The organism is Brevundimonas vitisensis, assembly GCF_016656965.1.
GTDB classification, from domain to species: Bacteria; Pseudomonadota; Alphaproteobacteria; order Caulobacterales; family Caulobacteraceae; genus Brevundimonas; species Brevundimonas vitisensis.
In genome coordinates this window covers 2,534,843-2,555,128 of record NZ_CP067977.1, presented here as the reverse complement: position 1 = coordinate 2,555,128, position 20,286 = coordinate 2,534,843, and the positions used below count along the sequence as shown (strand labels likewise).

The following is a 20,286-nucleotide window of genomic DNA, read 5'->3' as shown; positions in this document are numbered from 1 at the left end:
AGGCAATCATGGCATAATCCGGACGGTTGACAGTGCTCAGTTTGACTGCAAAAACTTGCAAATCGATCCGACAGGCACGCATCTGTTTGGACGCCACAGGGATGGATGCATATGGCCTGGATCAGGACAGCCACGGCATGGGCAGGTTTGGGCCTGGCCCTTACCCTCGCCACGGGCACGCCAGCTCAGGCCCAGGTCCAGCAGAGCGCTGACTTTCGTCAGCGTCCGCCAGAGGACGAGGTGATCTATTTCGTTCTGCCCGACCGCTTCCGAAACGGGGATTCAGCCAACGACCGAGGCGGACTGGCGGGCGATCGGCTGGCGACGGGCTATGATCCCACCGACCGCGGCTTCTATCACGGCGGCGACCTGAAAGGGCTGATCGAGGGGCTGGACTATATCCAGGGGCTGGGTGTCACGGCTCTGTGGATCGCGCCGATCTTCGCCAACAAGCCGGTGCAGGGCCCGCCTGGGCATGAGAGCGCGGCCTATCACGGCTATTGGATCACCGACTTCACGCGGGTCGACCCGCATTTCGGGACCAATGACGATTTCCGCGCCCTGGTCGAAGCGGCCCATGCGCGGGGCATCAAGGTCTATATCGACATCGTCATCAACCACACGGCCGATGTGATCCGCTATCGGGAATGCCCCGGTTTCACATGTGCCTATCGCAGCCGCGCCGATCATGCCGACCCCGCCTATACGGCCTATGTCTCGGCAGGTGAGGCGGACATCAAGGTGCCAGCCTGGCTTAACGATCCGGCCCGCTACCACAATCGCGGCAACAGCGATTGGTATGGCGAAAGCGCGCTGGACGGCGACTTTGCCGGCCTGGACGACGTGGCGACCGAGGACCCCGTGGTGATCCAGGGGTTCATCGACGTCTATGGGGCGTGGATCGACGACTATGGCATCGACGGCTATCGGATCGACACGGCCAAACATGTGAACCCGGAGTTCTGGCAGGCCTTCGTCCCGGCCATGATGGAAAGAGCCCGGGCACGCGGGATCCCGAACTTCCATATCTTTGGCGAGGTCTACAGTTTCGACCCGGCGCAGCTGGCGCGGCACACCCACGTCGATCGCCTGCCGACCGTTCTCGACTTCGCCGTTCAGCGGGCGATCCAGGACATGATCGCCGGGACCGAGGGGCCGGATCGGTTGGAGGCTGTGCTCGCCGCCGACGCCGTATACGCCGGTGGACCCGCTACCGCCCTTCGCCTGCCGACCTTCAACGGCAACCACGACATGGGCCGGATCGGACGGTTGATCCTGAATGCCCGACCCGACATCGGCGACGAGGAGCTTCTGGCCCGCACGACCCTCGCCCATGCCCTGCTGCTGACCGGCCGGGGTCCGCCGGTCATCTATTACGGCGACGAGCAGGGCTTCACCGGCGACGGCGACGACAAGGCCTCGCGTCAGGACATGTTCGAGACCCGTGTCCCCGACTATGCGGACGACCGCCGTATCGGCAGCGCAGACGAAGCGTTCGATACCGAGGCCACTCTCTATGGCCGCATTGCCGCCCTGGCCCGCATTCGGGCTGGCGACGAACGTCTGCGCCGCGGCGACAGCCTGATCCGCCGTGCCGATCAGGATCCCGGCCTGCTGGCCATCTCGCGCTTGATCCCCGGACAGCCGGGCGAAACCCTGGTGGTGTTCAATACCGGAAGCGTACCGATCACCGCCAACCTCGTGGTAGAGTCGGGCTCGCGCGATTGGCGGGGCGTGCACGGATCCTGTCCGACGCAGGCCAGCCGACCGGGCGTGGTCACCGTGACGGTGCCGCCGCTCGACTACATGATCTGTGTTGCGGAAGGTGCGCGTTGAACGTCCAGACCCTGGCCCCCATTGCGGTCGAAGCCATGATCGATCCCGTCCTTGATGCCGACTGGTGGAAGGGTGCGGTCCTGTATCAGGTCTATCCGCGCAGCTTTGCCGATTCCAACGGCGACGGCATCGGCGACCTGGCGGGCATCACCGACCATCTGGATCACATCGCTTCGCTCGGCGTGGACGGCATCTGGCTGTCGCCCTTCTTCACCTCCCCGATGAAGGATTTCGGCTACGACGTGGCCGACTACTGCGGGGTCGATCCGATCTTCGGAACCCTGGACGACTTCGACCGGCTGATCGCGCGGGCCCACGCCCTGGGCCTGAGGGTCGTCATCGATCAGGTGTATTCCCACACCTCCGATGAGCATCCCTGGTTCATCGAGAGCCGCCAGAGCCGAAGCGCGCCGCGCGCCGACTGGTATGTCTGGGCCGACGCCAAGCCGGACGGCTCGCCGCCCTCGAACTGGCAGTCGGTCTTTGGCGGCCCGGCCTGGACCTGGGATGCCCGTCGCGGCCAGTACTATATGCACAACTTCCTGGCGTCCCAGCCGCAGCTGAACGTCCGCAACCCCGAGGTTCAGGCCGCCCTGCTGGACGCGGCACGCTTCTGGCTGGACCGGGGTGTCGACGGCTTCCGGCTGGACGCGATCAACTTCGCCATCCACGACCCTTCGCTGCGGGACAATCCGCCGATGCCCCCCGGCGTGGGCAAGCGGACCCGGCCCTTCGACTTTCAGGACAAGATCTACAACCAGTCCCACCCCGACATCCTGGCCTTCCTCAGCCGGATCCGGGCCGTGACCGACAGCTATGGCGACCGCTTCACCGTCGCCGAGGTGGGCGGCGAGCACGCCGACCGCGAGATGCAGCTGTTCACCGCCGGCGATGATCGCCTGCACAGCGCCTATGGCTTCCTCTATCTGTATGCGCCCCGCCTCCTGACCGATCTGGTGCGCCAGGGCGAGGGCATGTGGCCGGACCGCCAGGGCGAAGGCTGGCCGTCCTGGACCTTCTCGAACCACGATGCCCCGCGCGCCGTCTCGCGCTGGGCCGAGGGTCGCGACCCCCGTGCTCTGGCCGAGATGATGATGCTGCTGCTGATGACCTTGCGCGGCAACGCCTTCGTCTATCAGGGCGAGGAGCTGGGCCTGCCCCAGGCCCATGTCCCGTTCGAGCGGCTGCAGGACCCCGAGGCCATCGCCAACTGGCCCCAGACCCTGGGCCGCGACGGAGCGCGCACCCCCATGCCCTGGCATGCGGACCAGCCGAACGCGGGCTTCTCGGCCGTCGAACCCTGGCTGCCCGTCGATCCACGCCACCTGCCCCTGGCCGTCGATGCGCAGGAAGCGGACGCCGCCTCCATGCTGCATGCGGCGCGCCGCCTGATCCGGCTGCGTCAGGACCACCCGGCGCTGCGGACCGGATCGATGACCCTGCTGGACACGACCGATCCACTGCTGGCCTTCGTGCGAGATGTCCCGGGCGAGAGGCTGATGGCGGTGTTCAATCTGGGCCATGAGGCCACGGCGTGGGCCCAGCCGGACGGCTGGCGCGTGATTGAGGCGGTCAATCTGGACGGGCCTGTCGCAGGGGAGCTGCCGCCGCTGGCGGGGCTGCTTCTGACGGCGACGTCGTGAGCCGGATAGCCTCCATGAATCCTCCCCCGAGTAGCGAAGCGAAACGGGGGTGGGGGACCGCCGCAGGCGGTGGAGGGGGCAAAACTACGCACCGAGTCTGGGATCGCTCCCTCCACCACTTCGTGGTCCCCCTCCCCCGCGAAGACGCGAGGGAGGATAAATGGGTTTCAGCCCCCGCAGCTCTCGCGCACGATCAGGTCGGTGGGCACGCGCTCGGAGCGACCGGCAGCTGTGCCGCCGTGATCGATCAGCTTGGACACCATCAACCGTCCGGCCTTCATCGTGTCCTGGGCGATGGTCGACAGGGCCGGGCGGCTGTAGCGGCTGAAGGGGACGTTGTCGAAACCGATCACCGACACATCGCCAGGCACCGAGCGTCCGGCATGCAGCAGACCCCGCACGGCCCCCAAGGCGATCTGGTCGGAGGCACAGACCACACCGTCGAAATCCACCCCACGCCGGATCAGGGATTCGATCGAGGCCTCGGCCGATTCCACTTCGAAGTGGGCATCCACGATCAGTTCGGGCTCCACGCCCAGGCCCTGTGCGATCAGCGCCTCCTGATAGCCGCGATGCCGCTGCATCGATTCCGGCGGGTCGAGATCACCCAGGAAGACGATGCGCCTGCGTCCCAGACGCGCCAGATGCGCCGTCGCCCGGCGGCCGCCGTTGATGTTGTCCGATCCGATCGAGCAATAGGCCTGGTCCGGCAGTTCAGCGCCCCAGACCACAAAGCGCGCCTCGGTTTCGACCAGGCGGTTGAAGGCGGCGTGCAGGGTGCTCTGGCCCAGAAAGATCACCCCCTCGGCACGCGAGGTGGTCAGCGCCGCCGACAGGTCCTCATAGGTGGCCGGCGAAAGGTGACTGATGACCAGGTCACAGCCCCGCTCGCGCGCCGCCTCGCCGACCCCGGCCAGCAGCTCCAGGAAGAAGGGGTCCGACAGCCGTCCCTCGCGCCCCTGCGGCCTGGGCACCACCAGGGCAATCGTCGCCTCCGCCCCGATCGGGCCTGCGGGCATGGAGCGCCGGAACGGATAGTCGTGCTCGCGCGCCAGCTTCCAGATCAGCTGCTTGGTGCGCGCATTGACCGCCGGGCTGTCGTTCAGCGCGCGGGAGGCCGTCGCGATCGAAACCCCCGCCAGTTTGGCGATGTCTTCCAGGCGGGTGGTCTTGCGGCTCACGGGTTCGGGCGTCCGGCTCTGGCTGCTGATGTAAAATTTGCTGCAAAAATGTCACCTCCGTCATGCTCCCGGAACTCCGGGTTTGGCAAGCGGGAAAGCGTTGCTTTGGGAAGGATCGTCCGATGATCGAACGTCGCAGTCTGCTGGCCCTCGTGGGCGTTTCGGCCCTGGCCTTTGGTGCCCCGGCCGTGGCCCAGACAGCCCCGGCCGTGATCACGGCCCGTTCACCGGGCGGTGTGCTGGCGGTCCAGGTCATGACCGATGGCGATGGACGGCCCATGTATGCGGTCACCCGCCTGGGCCAGCCCGTCGTCACGGCATCAAAGCTGGGCTTCATCCTGACCGATGCCCCCAAGTTGGAGCGGGGCTTTGCCCTGGGCACGCCGGTCATCCGCACGGCCGACGACACCTGGGAACAGCCTTGGGGCGAGCGCCGCTTCATCCGCAATCACTTCACCGAACTGCGCGTGCCGATGACCGAGCGGTCCGGCCTGATGCGGCGGATGGACGTGGTGTTCCGCCTGTATGACGACGGCCTGGGCTTCCGATACGAATTCCCCGAGCAGGACGCGCTGAAGCAGCTGAAGATCGGCTCCGAGCTGACCGAGTTCACCCTGGCCGAGGACGGAGAAGCCTGGTGGATTCCGGCCTGGGAATGGAACCGCGAGGAATATCTCTATAACCGCACGCCCATCGGCGCGGTCGGCGCGGCCCAGACCCCGATGACGGTCCGCAACGCCAGCGGCCTTCACGTCTCGATCCATGAGGCGGCGCTGATCGACTATTCCGGCATGAACCTGTCGCGGGCCGAGGGCCGCCGGTTCCGCGCGGACCTGACGCCCGGCCTGTCCAGCGCCGCGGTCGAGATCGCGGCCCCCTGCACCACGCCCTGGCGCACCCTGCAGATCAGCGACACCGCCGCCGGTCTGGTGGAATCCAGCCTGATCCTGAACCTGAATGCGCCCAACAAGCTGGACGACGTCAGCTGGTTCAAGCCCATGAAATACATCGGCATCTGGTGGGAAATGCACCTGGAGTTGAAGTCCTGGAACAGCGGGCCCAAGCACGGGGCCACCACCGAAAACGCCATCAAACACATCGACTTTGCGGCCGAGCACGGCTTTGGCGGCGTGCTGATCGAGGGCTGGAACGTCGGCTGGGACGGCAACTGGTTCGGCACCGGCTGGGACTATTCCTTCACCCAGGCCTATCCGGATTTCGACATCGAGCGGGTCGCCGCTTATGCGAGGGACAAGGGTGTCGAGATCGTTGGCCACCACGAGACGGGCGGCAACGCCTTCCACTACGAACAGCAGCTGGACCCCGCCTTCGCCCAGATGCAGCGGTTCGGCTGGCACAGCGTCAAGACCGGCTATGTCGCTGATGCGGGCGGGGCCCAGGTGCGCGGGCCGGACGGGCGGGTCACCTTCGCCTGGCACGAAAGCCAGCCCATGGCCCAGCACCATGTCCGGGTGGTCGAGACCGCTGCGAAATACCAGGTCGCGGTCAATGCCCATGAGCCGTTCAAGGACACGGGCCTGCGCCGCACCTATCCGAACATGATCAGCCGCGAAGGTGCGCGGGGCATGGAGTTCAGCGCCTGGGGCCAGCCCGGCAATCCCCCCGAGCATGAGGCCAATCTGGTCTTCACCCGCCTGCTGGCCGGGCCGATGGACTATACGCCCGGCATCTTCGGCATGGAGACGCGCAGCCCCGACGGCATCGCCACCACCTGGGCCAAGCAGCTGGCCCTGTATGTCGTGATCTACAGCCCGATCCAGATGGCGGCGGACCTGCTGGAAAACTACGAGGCCAACCCGGCCCCGTTCCAGTTCATCAAGGACGTACCCGTCGACTGGGCCGACACCCGCGTCCTGAACGGCGAGATCGGCGATTACGTCACCATCGCCCGGAAGGACCGGAACTCCGACGTCTGGTGCCTGGGATCGCTGACCGACGAGCATCCGCGCGTGCTGTCGGCCTCACTGTCCTTCCTCGATCCGGGCCGCACCTATCGCGCCGAGATTTATCGCGACGCGCCAGACGCCGACTGGAAGACCAACCGCGAGGCCATCGTCATCGAGAGCCGCGACGTCACGGCCGCCGACACCCTGACCCTGACCCTGGCCCCCGGCGGCGGCCAGGCGATCCGCTTCGTGCCCAAGGGGCGGCGGCGTTGAGCGCTGGGCATTCCTTGTCTCCTCCCTGTTCGCGTGGCGGATGGGGAGGTGGCGCGGCGCGGCTTCGCGCCGTGACGAAGGGGGGCCTTCCGCCAGCGCGCAAGGTTGTGGAAAGCACCCCTCCACCGCTGCGCGGTCCCCTTCCCCACCGCTGCGCGGCAGGGAGGAGACGGCCATGACCACCCCATCGTCCCTGTCCCGGACTCCGCTGAAGTTCTGGGCCATCTGGAACATGTGCGTCGGCTTCTTCGGCATCCAGATCGGCTTCGGCCTTCAGAACGCCAATACCAGCCGGATCTTCCAGACCCTGGGGGCCGAGGTCGACAACCTGGCCATCCTGTGGATCGCCGCCCCGCTGACGGGGCTGATCGTCCAGCCGATCATCGGCCATTTCAGCGACAGGACCTGGACGCCCCTGGGCCGTCGCCGGCCCTATTTCCTGTTCGGGGCCATCGCCACGACCATCGCCCTGATCTTCATGCCCAATGCTCCGATCCTCTGGATGGCGGCGGCGACGCTGTGGATCATGGATGCGGCAATCAATGTCACCATGGAGCCGTTCCGCGCCTTCGTCGGCGACAACCTGCCTGAAGAGCAGCGCGCGACCGGCTATGCGATGCAGAGCTTCTTCATCGGTACGGGGGCCGTCTTCGCCTCCTGCCTGCCCTGGCTGCTGGCCCAGATGGGCGTGGCCAATACCGCCCCGGAAGGCATTGTGCCCGACAGCGTGCGCATCAGCTTCTACGTCGGGGCGGCTGCGATGCTGACCGCCGTCCTGTGGACGGTCGTCTCGACCCGCGAGTACACGCCCGAACAGATCGACGCCTTCGAGGCCGCCCGCGCCCTGCCGCAGGACGACCGGAGCACACTGCGGTCGGCGAAGGCCTATCTGACCGGCGGACTGACCTGGCTGTTGGTCGGCGTGGGCGCTGCGGCCCTGGTCTGGATGCTGCGGGATCAGGCGGCAGCCCTGCCCACCGGCACGATCGACTGGCGCACCGCCGTGGGTCAGGAACTCTACGTCCTGGCCGGCTTCATCGGCGGCTTTGGCCTGTTGCAGATGGTCGTCGCCCTGATGCGCGGGGCTGGCCGTTCCAACGGCCTCAGCGAGATCTTCGACGACATCTTCGCCATGCCGCAGACCATGCGCGGTCTGGCCGTGGTCCAGTTCTTCAGCTGGTTCGCCCTGTTCGCCATGTGGATCTACACCACCGCCGCCGTCACAGCCGTCCACTATGGGTCCAGCGACACGACCTCGGCGGCCTATAATACCGGGGCTGACTGGGTTGGGGTCCTGTTCGGCATCTATAATGGCGTCGCCGCCCTGACGGCCTTTGCCCTGCCCGTCCTGGCGCGGCGAACGGGGCGGACCGGGGCCCATGCGATTGCCCTGGCGCTGGGGGGCCTGGGCCTGATCGGCCTCTTCCTGATCCGCGATCCGGCCCTGCTGTGGCTGCCGATGATCGGCGTAGGCATCGCCTGGGCCTCGATCGTCTCCATGCCCTACGCCATCCTGTCGGGCGCCGTGCCGGGCCGGAAGATGGGCCTCTATATGGGGGTGTTCAACATCTTCATCGTCGTGCCCCAACTGGTGGCCGCGACCCTGCTGGGCCTGATGCTGAATGCCCTGTTTCAGGGCCAGGCCATCTGGGCTCTGGTTGTCGGCGGGGCCAGCTTCTTCATCGCGGCCGGCTTCAGCCTGCGGGTGAAGGAGGCAAGGCCATGAACCGCAGGGCCCTGATCGCCGCCCTGGCCGCCACGCCTCTGGCGGCCCCGGCCCTGGCGCATTCGCCCAAGACCGACACCGGACGCCTGATCGAGTGGGAGGCCGTGGCCTCGTCCCATGTCGGCCCGCGGAACGTCACCGTCTGGCTGCCGCCCGACTACGATCAGGGCAGCCGACATCCGGTCCTCTATATGCACGACGGCCAGAACCTGTTCGATCCGGCCCGCGCCAACTTCGGCGAATGGGGCGTGGACGAGCACCTGGTCCGGCTGATCGCCAACGGACAGGTCCGCAGCCCGATCGTTGTCGGCATCTGGAACACGTCGCTGCGGCTGCGCGAATACGTTCCTGCCGATCTCATCGCCTCCCTGCCGGCCGAGATCGGCGAGACCCTGACGACCCTGTATGGCGGACAGCCTCTGTCGGACGGCTATCTGCGGTTCATCGTCGAGGAGTTGAAGCCGCAGGTCGATGCGACCTTCGCCACCCTGACCGGGCGCGACGATACGATGATCTCAGGCTCCAGCATGGGCGGGCTGATCTCGCTCTACGCCATGATGAAACACCCGCAGGTGTTCGGGGCCGCCGCCTGTCTGTCGACCCACTGGCCCCTGCGTCTGGAGCGGCTGGATGAGGCCGCCCTGGCCCAGTGGCGCGAGACGGTCGTCCAGACCTGGAGCCGGGTGATCGCGGCCGGCCTGCCCGATCCGGCCACGCATCGCCTGTATTTCGATCGCGGCGACGAGACGCTGGATCAGTTCTACGCCTTCTTTCAAAGCCGCATCGACCAGACCGTGCGCGCCGAGGGATGGGGACCGGACCGGTTCCGCAGCCTGGTTTTTCCCGGCGCTCAGCACAATGAGGCGTCCTGGAACCAGCGCCTGGACGTCCCCCTGACCTTCCTTTTGTCCCCCCAGACGTGAGTTCGACCATGCGTTTCATGACGACCCTGGCGCTGTGCGCCTCGACCCTGGCGCTCAGCGCGGGTATCGCCCAGGCACAGACCGCCCCTGGCGCACCGGGCGAGCCGCCCACCTGGGCCAGCGCGGCCAAGATCGGCGCGGGCGCGTCCTACGAAGCCTATGTCGAGGGCCAGTACCGCGACGGCGGTCCCACCGGCGAAGTGTCCAAGGTCTGGTTCTCCATCGCCGACGGCGTGTTGACCGAAACCATGTGGGGCCTGATCCACGAGGCCCAGATCAAGCAGATGCGCATGGCCGTGGTCATCGGCGACGAGGTGGTCGTGGAAGGCCAGGATACCGACTTTGCCATCGACTATCTGACCAAGGACGACGAGGGGCGTCCCCTCTCGCCGTCATACCGCGTCACCACGCGCGACCGGCAGGGCCGGTTTGAAATCGAAAAGCGCATCTTCACTGACCCGAGCGGCCAGGCGCTGGTGGTGCGGGTCCAGGTACGCGCGCTCACGGCCTCGGTCGTGCCCTTTGTTCTGCTGGAACCGCACATGGCCAACACCGGTGTCGGCGATCGAGGCGACGCCGAGGTCAACGGCCTGTTCGCTCACGAGGGTGACACCCATCTGGCGCTGGTCCCTGATGTCCCCTTCACCGCGACCTCGGTGGGCTTTGTCGGGGTGTCGGACGGGCTGACGGATCTGCGGGACAATGGCCGGATGAACCGGGCCTATGCCACCACTGGCGAGGCCAGCGGCAACATCATGCTGACGGGGGCCCTGCCCCGCGTGCGGCCGGGCCGGACCCTCAGCCGCGATTTCGTCATCGGCTTCGGCTCAGATGCGGGCTCGGCTGAAGCCGAGGCGCGCGAAGCGCATGAGGCCGGGCTCGACCGCGTCCAGGCCGAATACGATGGCACCGGGTCCGCCATCGGCTGGTCCGACTGGCTGGCCTCGCTGGATCAGCTGCCGCGCCTGGCCGAACAGTCCACCGATGGGGGCAAGCTGGCCTATGCCTCGGCCCTGATGCTGAAGGTTCAGGAGGACCGGACTCATTCGGGGGCCCTGATCGCCTCCCTGTCCAACCCTTGGGGCGACACGGTGGACGCGACCCAGTCCTCGACCGGCTACAAGGCGGTCTGGCCGCGCGACTTCTATCAGGTGGCCATGGCGATGCTGGCCCTGGGCGATACCCAGACCCCGCTGGCCGCCTTCCGCTATCTGCCCCAGGTCCAGGTCCGGGCTGACACGCCGGGCAATACCGGCGCGACCGGCTGGTTCCTGCAGAAGACCCATGTGGACGGCGAGATCGAATGGGTGGGGGTCCAGCTGGACCAGACCGCCATGCCGATCATGCTGGGCTGGCGTCTGTGGAAGGACGGCCACATCGACGATGCCGAAATGGCTGCGGTCTATGCCGACATGATCAAGCCCGCCGCCGACTTCCTGGTCGATGGCGGCACGGTCGGCCTGCTGTGGAACGACCGGACGATCACGCCGCCCTGGAGCCAGCAGGAGCGGTGGGAGGAGCAGGAGGGCCACTCCCCCTCCACCACCGCTGCAGTCATCACCGGCCTGACCGTCGCCGCCGAGATCGCCCGGGCCTCCGGCGATGTCCCGTCCGCCGATCGCTATCAGGCCGCCGCCGACGACTATGCGTCCAAGGTGGAGTCCCGGATGTTCACGACCACCGGCGAATATGGCGACGGTCGCTATTTCATGCGCCTCAGCCGCAATGACGATCCGAACGACAAGGGCCTGCTGGGCGAGAACAACGGCCAGCCCGCCATGCCCGAGGACCGCATCATCGATGGCGGCTTCCTGGAACTGGTGCGCTATGGCGTGCGGGCACCGGACGCCGCCTCCATCGTCGAAAGCCTGGGCGAATATGACGACCAGACCCGCGAAGACCGGTTCCGTGTCCGCTACGACGTGGGCCCCGAGGGTGATCGCACCCCGGCCTTCCGCCGCTACGGCAATGACGGCTACGGAGAGAATGCCCAGACCGGCGGCAACTATGGCGTCGGCGGCATGACCCCGGGCCAGCGCGGTCGCATCTGGCCCTTCTTTACCGGTGAGCGCGGCCACTATCAGATCGCTCTGGCCGCCGCCGATGGCTCCGTCGACGATGCCGAACGGGCCGAGATCCGGCGCACCTACGTCCGGGGCATGGAACGGTTCGCCAATGGCGGCCTGCTGCTGCCGGAACAGGTCTGGGACGGCGTGGGCGATCCCACGGCCAACGCCTATGCGCTGGGTCAAGGCACGGATTCGGCCACGCCTCTGGCCTGGACCCACGCCGAATATATCAAGCTGCTGCGCTCGCTGGCCGATGGCGCCGTCTGGGATCGCTATGCGCCTGTGGCCGGGCGCTACGCTCGCCCGGATTGAGCCACCGTACAGGGACCGTCACAAACGGGCGCTAAGGCGCTGTCATGAAGCCGTTGCTGACCCGTCTTGGGGCGGCCCCCCTGTCCAGCCCCCGAGCCCGCAGTGCGGTGGAGCTGTCGCTGCTGGTCCTGCTGGCGATCCAGCTGGCCTGGGGTTTGTCGCTTGCCTTGCGCCCCGCTGAGGGTCAGGGACAGGCCGCGCGCGTCGCGGTCGTGCCGGACCGCGCGGTCTTCAGCCGATTCGACGCCTTCTTTCGCAGGGCGCCTGCCGTGGCCGGGTTCGATCTGGCTCAGGCAGGCTATCGGCTGTTCGGCGTCCGCACAGGCCCGGCGCCCAGCGCGATCCTGCTCGGACCTGACGGTCGCCAGGCATCCTATGGCCTGGGTGACGGTGTCGGGCCGGACGTCACCCTGGTGGCGGTTGCCGCCGACCATGTGCTGCTGCGTCAGGGCGGCCGCGACCATCGCCTGACGTTCAGCGACGAGCCGCCGCCAACGCCGGAAGCCCCCCCGCCCGAATCCGTATCCCTGGCCCCCGATGCCGCCACTGCCGCTGCGTCCATGGGCATCAGTCCGCCGACCCAGGACGTCTATGGTGCGGCGCTGCGGCCACAGGTCAGGGACGGACGTGTCGAGGGCTACGTCTGGCGTCGCGGCGCACAGGGCGGGGCGCTGGCCGCCGCCGGACTGCGTGAGGGCGATGTCATACTGTCGGTGAACGGCGATGCGTTCCAGACCGACGAACGGGTCGGGGAACTGTCCCAAGTCCTGGCCTCAGGCGATCCGGTGGCGATCCAGTACCGCAGGGGCGGCCAGACCTTTAATGTGACACTCGCTCCGTCTTCGGACTGATTGTCACCCAAGGTTCGCTTATCTTTATTGATGTCTGGGTGAACAGTCGTCCGCGCCCGGAACAAACGACACACTAAGTAAAATTTGCTTCATTTTACTATCGCATTGCGCCGCTAATCAGCCCCCCGGGGTTGCTGGGGTGCGTCAGACCGGTGCGCGGTAGCCCGAACATACATTTCGAGGGTTTCCGATGCGCTATTCCAAGATCCTGCTCGCCGGCGCGGCCGCGCTGGCTCTGGCCGCCTGCGGCTCGTCCGAGGTCGCTTCGCCCGGCGAGGGCAATTTCGGTGGCGGCACCGGCGGCGGCACGGGCGGCGGCGGCGGAACGGGTGGTGGGACCACCCCGGCAGCCTGCCCCACCGGCTTCTCGAACGTCGGCACCATCACCGCCGCCGGCGGCACTGTCCTGCGCAACTGTCAGCTGCCCGCCCTGATCACCGGCAACCTGGTCGTCGCCAACACCACCGGCGTGATCTATTCGGTCTCGGGGCGGACGGACGTCGGTCAGGACCGCGGCGCCAATCCCGCCGTGCCGCTGGCCGGTGCCCAGCAGGGCATCCTGACGATCGAGCCGGGCGTGCGCATCTTCGGTTCGGGCGGCCTGGACTATATCGTGGTCAACCGCGGCTCGCAGATCTTCGCCGAAGGCACCGCGACCAGCCCGGTCGTCTTCACCAGCCGTCAGAGCGTCGAAGGCACCACCAACGTCGATTCGATCGGTCAGTGGGGTGGTCTGGTCATCCTGGGCCGCGCGCCGATCGCCGCCTGCCCGGCCGGCGTGACCCCGCCGAACATCGCCTGTGAAGCCCAGGTCGAAGGCACCTCGGCCTTCTACGGCGGCAACACGGTTGCCGACAACTCGGGCCGCCTGCGTTACGTGCGCCTGCAGCACTCCGGCTTCCAGATCCTGCCGGGTAACGAGCTGAACGGCATCACCATGGCCGGCGTCGGCAACGGCACCACCGTCGAGTATCTGCAGGTTCACAACTCGTCCGACGACGGCATCGAGCCCTTCGGCGGCACGGTCAACATGCGCTACGTCATCCTGACCGGCAACGACGACGACAGCTTCGACACCGACACCGGCTATCGCGGCAACGTCCAGTTCATGATCATCCGCCAGCGTGCCAACGGCGGCGACCGGATGTTCGAATCCTCGTCGGCCGGCAACCAGGCTTTGTTCACCCGCCCGGTCATCTCGAACGTCACCGCCATCGGCCGCAGCTCGGCCGGCACCGGTGTCGCCCCCGGCGACGGCGTCCTGCTGAACACCGGCCACGCCATGCAGCTGTACAACTCGGTCGTGACCGGCTCGCCCACCTGCTTCGACATCGACGACGCCGCCACCGTCACCAATGGACCGACCTTCAACTCGGTCTTCCTGACCTGCGCCACGACCTTCCGTGCCGACGGCAATCAGGACGCCGCGACCTCGGGCATCTTCGCTACCGGGGCCAACAACGGTTCGGGCACCTCCACCCTCAACGGCGTGACCAACGGCGCCAATGAGACCGCCCGCACCCCGACGGCCGTCCCGGGTTCGTTCTTCACCAGCACGACCTACATCGGTGCCGTCCGTGACGCCGCCGACACCTGGTACGCCGGCTGGTCCTGCGGCATTGCCGCCGGCTCCACCTGCTGATGACGCGCCCGGCGGGGCGGCGGCGGATGTCCGTCGTCGCCCCGTCTCGTCGTTCCGTTGACCCCATTAGGACCAAGGCGCTGACCATGAAGACGCTTTCTCTGACTCTGAGCGGTATTCTGCTCGCCAGCACCGCGTTGATCGCGCCTGGCCTGGCATATGCCCAGACCCCGCCCACGGCCCAGACCCCGGCCGTGATTTCCCAGGACCCCGAGGCTCAGGATCCCGATCCTGAAGAAGCCTCCGACGTCGACGAGATCGTCGTCCTGGGCCGCTATATTCCCGAGCCCCTGCGCGAGACCTCCGAGGTCGCCGCCTTCGTGACCGCCGAGGACCTCGAGCGGACCGGCGACGACAATGCCGCTGCCGCCCTGACCCGCGTTACCGGCCTGTCGATCGTCGAAGGCCGGTTTGTGTATGTCCGCGGCCTGGGTGAGCGCTACTCCTCCGCCCTGCTGAACGGTTCGCCCCTGCCCAGCCCCGAGCCGCTGCAACGGGTTGTGCCCCTCGACCTGTTCCCCTCGTCCATTCTGGAAGGCGTGACGGTCCAGAAGACCTATTCCGCCAACTATCCGGGCGAGTTCGGCGGCGGCGTCATCGACCTGACCACCATCTCGGCCCCGGCCGAACCCTTCCTGACCTTCAAGGTTTCGATGGGCGGCAACACCGAGACGACGGGCCGCGACGGCCTGGTCTACTACGGATCGCGCACCGACTTCACCGGCTTCGACGACGGCACCCGGGATGTCCCTGGCCTGCTGCGCGACGCTATCGCCAGTGGCAACCGCGTCCAGACCGGTGCCGACTTCACCAGCGCCGAGATCCAGGCCATCGGCCGCGACTTCGTCAATGCGCCGCTGAATCTGCTGCAGGAGCAGGACTACATCCAGCCGAATTTCGGCATCGAAATCACCGGCGGGCGCTCTTGGGCCGCCGGTAACGGCGACCTCGGCGTGGTGTTCGTGGCCGCCTATGACAATGAGTGGCAGACCCGCCAAGGTATCCAGCAGGAAGCCCGTCTGGACGTCGACCAACTGGTCGCCCAGACCAGCTATGACTACCGTTCGACCTCCAACGAGATCGGCCTGAACTTCCTGGGCAGCATCGGCTGGTCGAACCTGGACCACGACATCAAGTGGACCAATCTGTTCGTGCGCCGCGTGACCAAGGAAGCGCGCACGCGCGAAGGCATCGACTTCGCTGCCCCCGGCACGGGCGAGGTTCGCGACGACTATACCGAATGGTTCGAACGCGACCTGTTCTCCAGTCAGCTGGCCGGCGAGCACACCTTCCTGGACGGCGCGCTCGAGTTCGACTGGCGCGGTGCCTATGCCCTGACCACGCGCGACTCGCCGTATGAAAAGGTCATCCGCTACGGCCTGGGCGCTGATGGCGTCTATCGCCATGACGGCGAACAGTACCGCAACTCCACGACCTTCTCGGAACTGGAAGACGAGATCGTCAGCGGCGGCGCGGACCTGCGCTACATCATCCCGCTGTCGGACGCGCGGGACCTGACGATCAGCGGCGGCGTTGCCTGGTTCGACAACACCCGATCCTCGGAACAGCGCGTGTTCCGCTTCTATGCGCCCAACGGCATTCCCGCCGATGTTCAGGACAGCCGCGTCGATTATCTGTTCTCGGACTTCAACCTGGGACCGAACCTGCTTGAACTGCAGGAAATCACACCCGGTGGCGGTGCTGCGGCCTATGACGCGGGCCTGGAAGTCCTGGCCGGCTATATCCAGGCCGAGGCCGAAATCATTCCGCTGGTTAGCCTGTCGGCTGGCGTGCGCTATGAGGACGGCGAACAGTTCGTCACCCCGATCGACGTGTTCGGCAATGCGGTCACCTTCCAGCCCACGCAGCTGGAAGAGCAGTATTGGCTGCCGTCGGCGACGCTCACCTGGAACTTCGCCGAAGACCTGCAACTGCGCCTCGGGGCCTCCCAGACCATCGGTCGCCCGCAGTTCCGCGAACTGGCCCCGCAACAGTATCTGGACCCTGACAACGACCGCCTGTTCTCGGGCAACCCCTATCTGGTCGATACCGAACTGCTGAACCTGGATGCCCGGGTGGAGTGGTATTTCGCGCGCGGCCAGTACGTCACGGGCGGCGTCTTCTACAAGGACATCGAGAACCCGATCGAGTCGGCGATCAACGACACCGGCAGCGTGCTTCAGCAGACCTATCTGAACGCGCCGCAGGCGACGCTGTATGGCTTCGAGGTCGACGCCAAGAAGTATTTCGAATGGCCCGACCATTCGATCGACTTCGTCGCCAACAAGCGCTGGCTGGTCCAGGCCAACTACACCTACGCCGACTCCGAGGTGACGGTCGAGGCGGGCGACACCGTTCGTCCCGTGTCCGCCGGTGGAGCCACCCGGCCGGCTGGCGACTTCATTATCGACGGCTCCAAGCTGCAGGGTCAGTCCGAGCACCTGGCCAACCTGCAGCTGGGCTGGGAAGACGACATGGCCCGGTCGCAGGCGACCATCCTTGTGACCTATGTCTCGGAGCGCAGCTCCGCGCGCGGCCGTCCGGGTGAACCCGACCTGATCCAGGATCCGGGCGTCATCCTGGACTTCGTCTATCGCAAGGACTTCGAGTGGATGGGTCGCGACCTGGGCCTTTCGGTCGAGCTGCGCAACCTGCTGGATGAAGAGTACATCGAGTATCAGGAACTGGGCACTCGCGTCATCGCCAACGGCTATGACCTGGGCCGCAGCGGGTCGATCAGCCTGACCGCCCGCTTCTGATCCCAAGACCTCTGACGACACCGACGCGGCCGGTCCCCTGATGGGGACCGGCCGTTTCGCTTTCTGAACGCCGCGGTGGCCGCTGCCCGCCCGCCCGCCCAACGAAAAGGGGCGGGACCGTTGCCGATCGCGCCCCATCTTTCTAGCGCCTGTTAAGGCTTACTGAACCGGGTTGCCCTGGGCATCGACCACGATGACCTCGCCCAGGTTCAGGGCGCGGATGCGAGGCTCGATGGTCGCACGGTCGCCGACGATGACCCAGGTGGTCGGGCCGTCGGCCACGATGGTCCGGGCCGCTGCCGCGGCGCTTTCAACCGTCGTGCCGTTCACCCCGGCGGCATAGGCGTCGAAATAGTCCTCAGGCAGGCCATAGACGACCATCTGCGTCAGGTCGCTGACGACCGCAGCATTGGTCTCCCAGCCGCCGGCACGGCCCAGGACCAGGCCCGAACGCGCCTCGGCCAGTTCGGCCTCGGTCAGCGGACGGGTGGTGGTGACCTCGGTCAGCTCGCGATCGATCTCGGCCAGGCTCTCGGCGGTCTTGTCGCTCTGCACCCCGGTCGAGACCAGGAAGATTCGCTCGCCGCGCGCATTGCGGATGCCCGAGCCCGCGCCATAGGACCAGCCCTTGTCCTCACGCAGGTTCATGTTGATCCGGCTGATGAAGCTTCCGCCCAGGGCCGTGTTCATCGTGTCGAACACCGCCTCCTCGGCCGGGTTCAGCGCCGGAGCGAGACGCCCTGCCGTGATCGTCGACTGCGGCCCGGCCCGATCCACGATCAGGACCCGCGGCGTGGCCGGGGCAGCGGCCGGTGCGACAGGCGTGCGGGCCTGCAACGGCGTTGCCGGCGCATCCCAGTCGGCAAAGGCCCGCTCCAGCATCGGCTGCAGCTCAGCCTGGGTGATGTCACCCACCACGATCAGGGTGGCGTTGTCCGGGCGGAACCAGGTGTCGTGGAAGGCCTCGGCATCGGCCGGCGTCAGCGTACGGACCGAAGCTTCATTGCCCGAGGACGGACGGCCATAGGGGCTCTGCGGACCATAGACCGAAGCCGCCAGAACCCGGTTGGCGATCGCCCCCGGGTTGCGGTTCGACTGCTGGATGCCCGACAGCTGCTGGGACTGGGACCGCTGGAAGTCGGAGGCCCGGAAGGCAGGGTTCATGATGACGTCGGCATACAGAGCCAGCGAAGGCTCCAGCCGCGACTCGATCGCCGTCATCGAGACGTTGGTAAAGTCCACCGCCGACCCGGCCGACAGCGTCGCGCCCAGGATCTGCAGGCGGTCGCTGATGGCCAGGGCGTCCAGGTCGTCGGTGCCATTGGTCATGACCGCAGGGGCCAGGGCGGCGATGCCGAACTTGCCCTCCGGATCGACCGAAGACCCGGCGTCGACCACCAGGTTCATGGCCACGGTCGGCACGCCGCTGCGCGGTGCGAACACCACCTTCAGCCCGTTCGACAGGGTGAAGCGTTCGAATTCCGGGAAGGCGGCCAGGGGCGCAGCTCCCGGTGCCGGCATGGCCGACCGGTCCGCACCCGTCGCGGCGACCGTGTATTCGGGGAAGGGCCGCACTTCCAGGGCATAGCTGCCATCGCTCAGCCAGGTCCGGCCCGCCGCCGTCAGATTGGCGGGCGTCGCGGTCAGCACGCGCTGATAGGTCGTGCGCCAGTGGCCGGGATCGCCGTGGAAGACCTGGCTTTCGGCCAGACGGTCGGACTTGCCGCCGAAGCCGCCGATCCGCTCCAGGCCGCGCACATATTCGCCGCCGACCGAGCTGCGCGCCCGCTCCAGCTCGACTGCGGTCGGGCCGTCACGCAGCAGACGGGTCATTTCCTCGTCCACGATGGCTTCGATGGCCGCCAGGTCCTGGCCGGGCTTGGCCGTCACGATGACCAGGAACTGGCTGCCGATGGCCCCTTCGGACACGCCGGCAAAGACGCTGGTCGCAACCTGGTCGTCGAACACCAGCCGCTTGTACAGGCGCGAATTGCGGCCCGACGACATCACGGTGCCCAGCAGGTTCAGATAGTCGGTGTCGGCCTCGCCGCCGGGCGGCACGTTCCAGACCTTGTATAGGCGCGGCTCGCCCACGCGGTCGTACATGATCTCGCGCTGCTCGCCGACCATCGGCGAGATCATGCGCTGCGGCTGGGTGACCGGAGGGCCCGAAGGGATGTCGCCGAAGTAAAGCTCGGCCTTTTCGCGCGCCTGTTCCGGGGTGATGTCACCCGCCAGCACCAGCACGGCATTGGCCGGGCCATAATATGTGCGGAACCAGTCCTGCACGTCCTCGACACTGGCGGCGTCCAGGTCCGCCATCTCGCCGATGACGGTGTGGCCATAGGGGTGGTCGGCCGGATAGGTGGCATAGGTGATGGCGTTCCAGACCCGGCCATAGGGGGCCGTCTCGCCCTGGCGCTTCTCGTTCTGGACGACGCCGCGCTGCTCATCCAGCCGCTCCTGGCTGATGGCGCCGACGAAATGACCCATGCGGTCGCTTTCCAGCCACAGGATGCTGTCCAGGGCCGAGGTCGGCACGTTCTGGAAATAGTTGGTGCGGTCGTTGTTGGTGGTGCCGTTCAGGTCGGTGGCCCCCAGGACCTCCACACCCTTGAAGAAGTCGGTGTTGAAGTTCTCCGACCCGTTGAACATCAGGTGTTCGAACAGGTGGGCAAAGCCCGACCGGCCGGTCGGCTCGTTCTTGGATCCGACGTGGTACCAGACGTTCACCGCCACGATCGGGGCCTTGTGGTCCTCGTGCACGATCACCGTCAGGCCGTTGTCCAGCACGAAGCGGGTATAGGGAATGTCCACCTCGGGCAGCGGCGGCAAGCTCTGGCGCTCCTGGGTCGCGCCGGCGACACCGTCGACCGGCATGGCGGTCACGGTCTGGGCCGAGGCGGCCAGCGGGGACGCCAGCAGGGCGACTGCCGCGCTGCCGCCCAGAAGTGCGAGACGAAGGGAGGTCTTGGACATAAAAGTCTCCGCAGAACAAAACGAACCGTTTTTGTGACGATCAGTCCTAACGGGCACGGCCTGCCGCACAAGAGGCTGGATCATGGCTTTTCCGTAACAATTGCCGGCATCGTTTGCCGTTGCGAGCGTCAGCGGCAAGCATGTGCGCGAGCACGCCCGCTTTGCAGTACGAGCGGCCGGTTTGG

The 20,286-nt window shown here is 66.9% G+C and carries 11 protein-coding genes; 9 read left to right on the top strand and 2 right to left on the bottom strand.

Going from position 1 to position 20,286, the window contains the following annotated elements:
- The first annotated feature begins 105 nt into the window (after positions 1-105).
- A complete protein-coding gene (locus tag JIP62_RS12935; protein WP_407932722.1) occupies positions 106-1,836 on the top strand; it encodes an alpha-amylase family glycosyl hydrolase in 1,731 nt (576 codons plus the stop codon).
- A 35-nt stretch (positions 1,837-1,871) separates the two neighbouring features.
- Positions 1,872-3,479 (top strand): alpha-amylase family glycosyl hydrolase, encoded by a 1,608-nt coding sequence (locus JIP62_RS12930; RefSeq protein WP_201104769.1) that lies wholly within the window; start codon positions 1,872-1,874, stop codon positions 3,477-3,479.
- 167 nt (positions 3,480-3,646) lie between these two features.
- Here JIP62_RS12930 and JIP62_RS12925 read toward each other — a convergent pair whose 3' ends face one another.
- A complete protein-coding gene (locus JIP62_RS12925; protein WP_230974914.1) occupies positions 3,647-4,690 on the bottom strand; it encodes a LacI family DNA-binding transcriptional regulator in 1,044 nt (347 codons plus the stop codon).
- Positions 4,691-4,782: 92 nt separating this feature from the next.
- On the opposite strand from JIP62_RS12925, the gene JIP62_RS12920 reads away from it, so the two are divergent.
- The 7 genes from JIP62_RS12920 (at position 4,783) to JIP62_RS12890 (ending at position 17,122) form a co-directional block, all read left to right on the top strand.
- Positions 4,783-6,840 (top strand): glycoside hydrolase family 97 protein, encoded by a 2,058-nt coding sequence (locus JIP62_RS12920; RefSeq protein WP_201102566.1) that lies wholly within the window; start codon positions 4,783-4,785, stop codon positions 6,838-6,840.
- Between the two features lie 175 nt (positions 6,841-7,015).
- Positions 7,016-8,566: an MFS transporter gene (locus tag JIP62_RS12915; protein ID WP_230974759.1), complete on the top strand. Its 1,551-nt coding sequence runs from the start codon at positions 7,016-7,018 to the stop codon at positions 8,564-8,566.
- Complete coding sequence (locus JIP62_RS12910; RefSeq protein ID WP_201102565.1) at positions 8,563-9,489, top strand: alpha/beta hydrolase; 927 nt, start codon at positions 8,563-8,565, stop codon at positions 9,487-9,489. Before JIP62_RS12915 ends, JIP62_RS12910 begins: the two co-directional genes overlap by 4 nt.
- An 8-nt stretch (positions 9,490-9,497) precedes the next feature.
- Positions 9,498-11,870: a glucan 1,4-alpha-glucosidase gene (locus tag JIP62_RS12905; protein WP_201102564.1), complete on the top strand. Its 2,373-nt coding sequence runs from the start codon at positions 9,498-9,500 to the stop codon at positions 11,868-11,870.
- A gap of 44 nt (positions 11,871-11,914) precedes the next feature.
- Positions 11,915-12,721 carry a type II secretion system protein N gene (locus JIP62_RS12900; protein WP_201102563.1) on the top strand — a complete coding sequence of 269 codons (807 nt, stop codon included), beginning with the start codon at positions 11,915-11,917 and terminating at the stop codon, positions 12,719-12,721.
- A 190-nt stretch (positions 12,722-12,911) separates the two neighbouring features.
- Positions 12,912-14,363 (top strand): hypothetical protein, encoded by a 1,452-nt coding sequence (locus JIP62_RS12895; protein ID WP_201102562.1) that lies wholly within the window; start codon positions 12,912-12,914, stop codon positions 14,361-14,363.
- An 86-nt stretch (positions 14,364-14,449) separates the two neighbouring features.
- Positions 14,450-17,122, top strand: a complete 2,673-nt coding sequence (locus JIP62_RS12890) for a TonB-dependent receptor domain-containing protein (RefSeq protein WP_201102561.1) — start codon at positions 14,450-14,452, stop codon at positions 17,120-17,122.
- A 159-nt stretch (positions 17,123-17,281) separates the two neighbouring features.
- On the opposite strand, the gene JIP62_RS12885 is transcribed toward JIP62_RS12890, so the two are convergent.
- Positions 17,282-20,101, bottom strand: coding sequence for a M16 family metallopeptidase (locus tag JIP62_RS12885; protein ID WP_201102560.1), 2,820 nt, complete (start codon positions 20,099-20,101; stop codon positions 17,282-17,284).
- Positions 20,102-20,286: the final 185 nt, after the last annotated feature.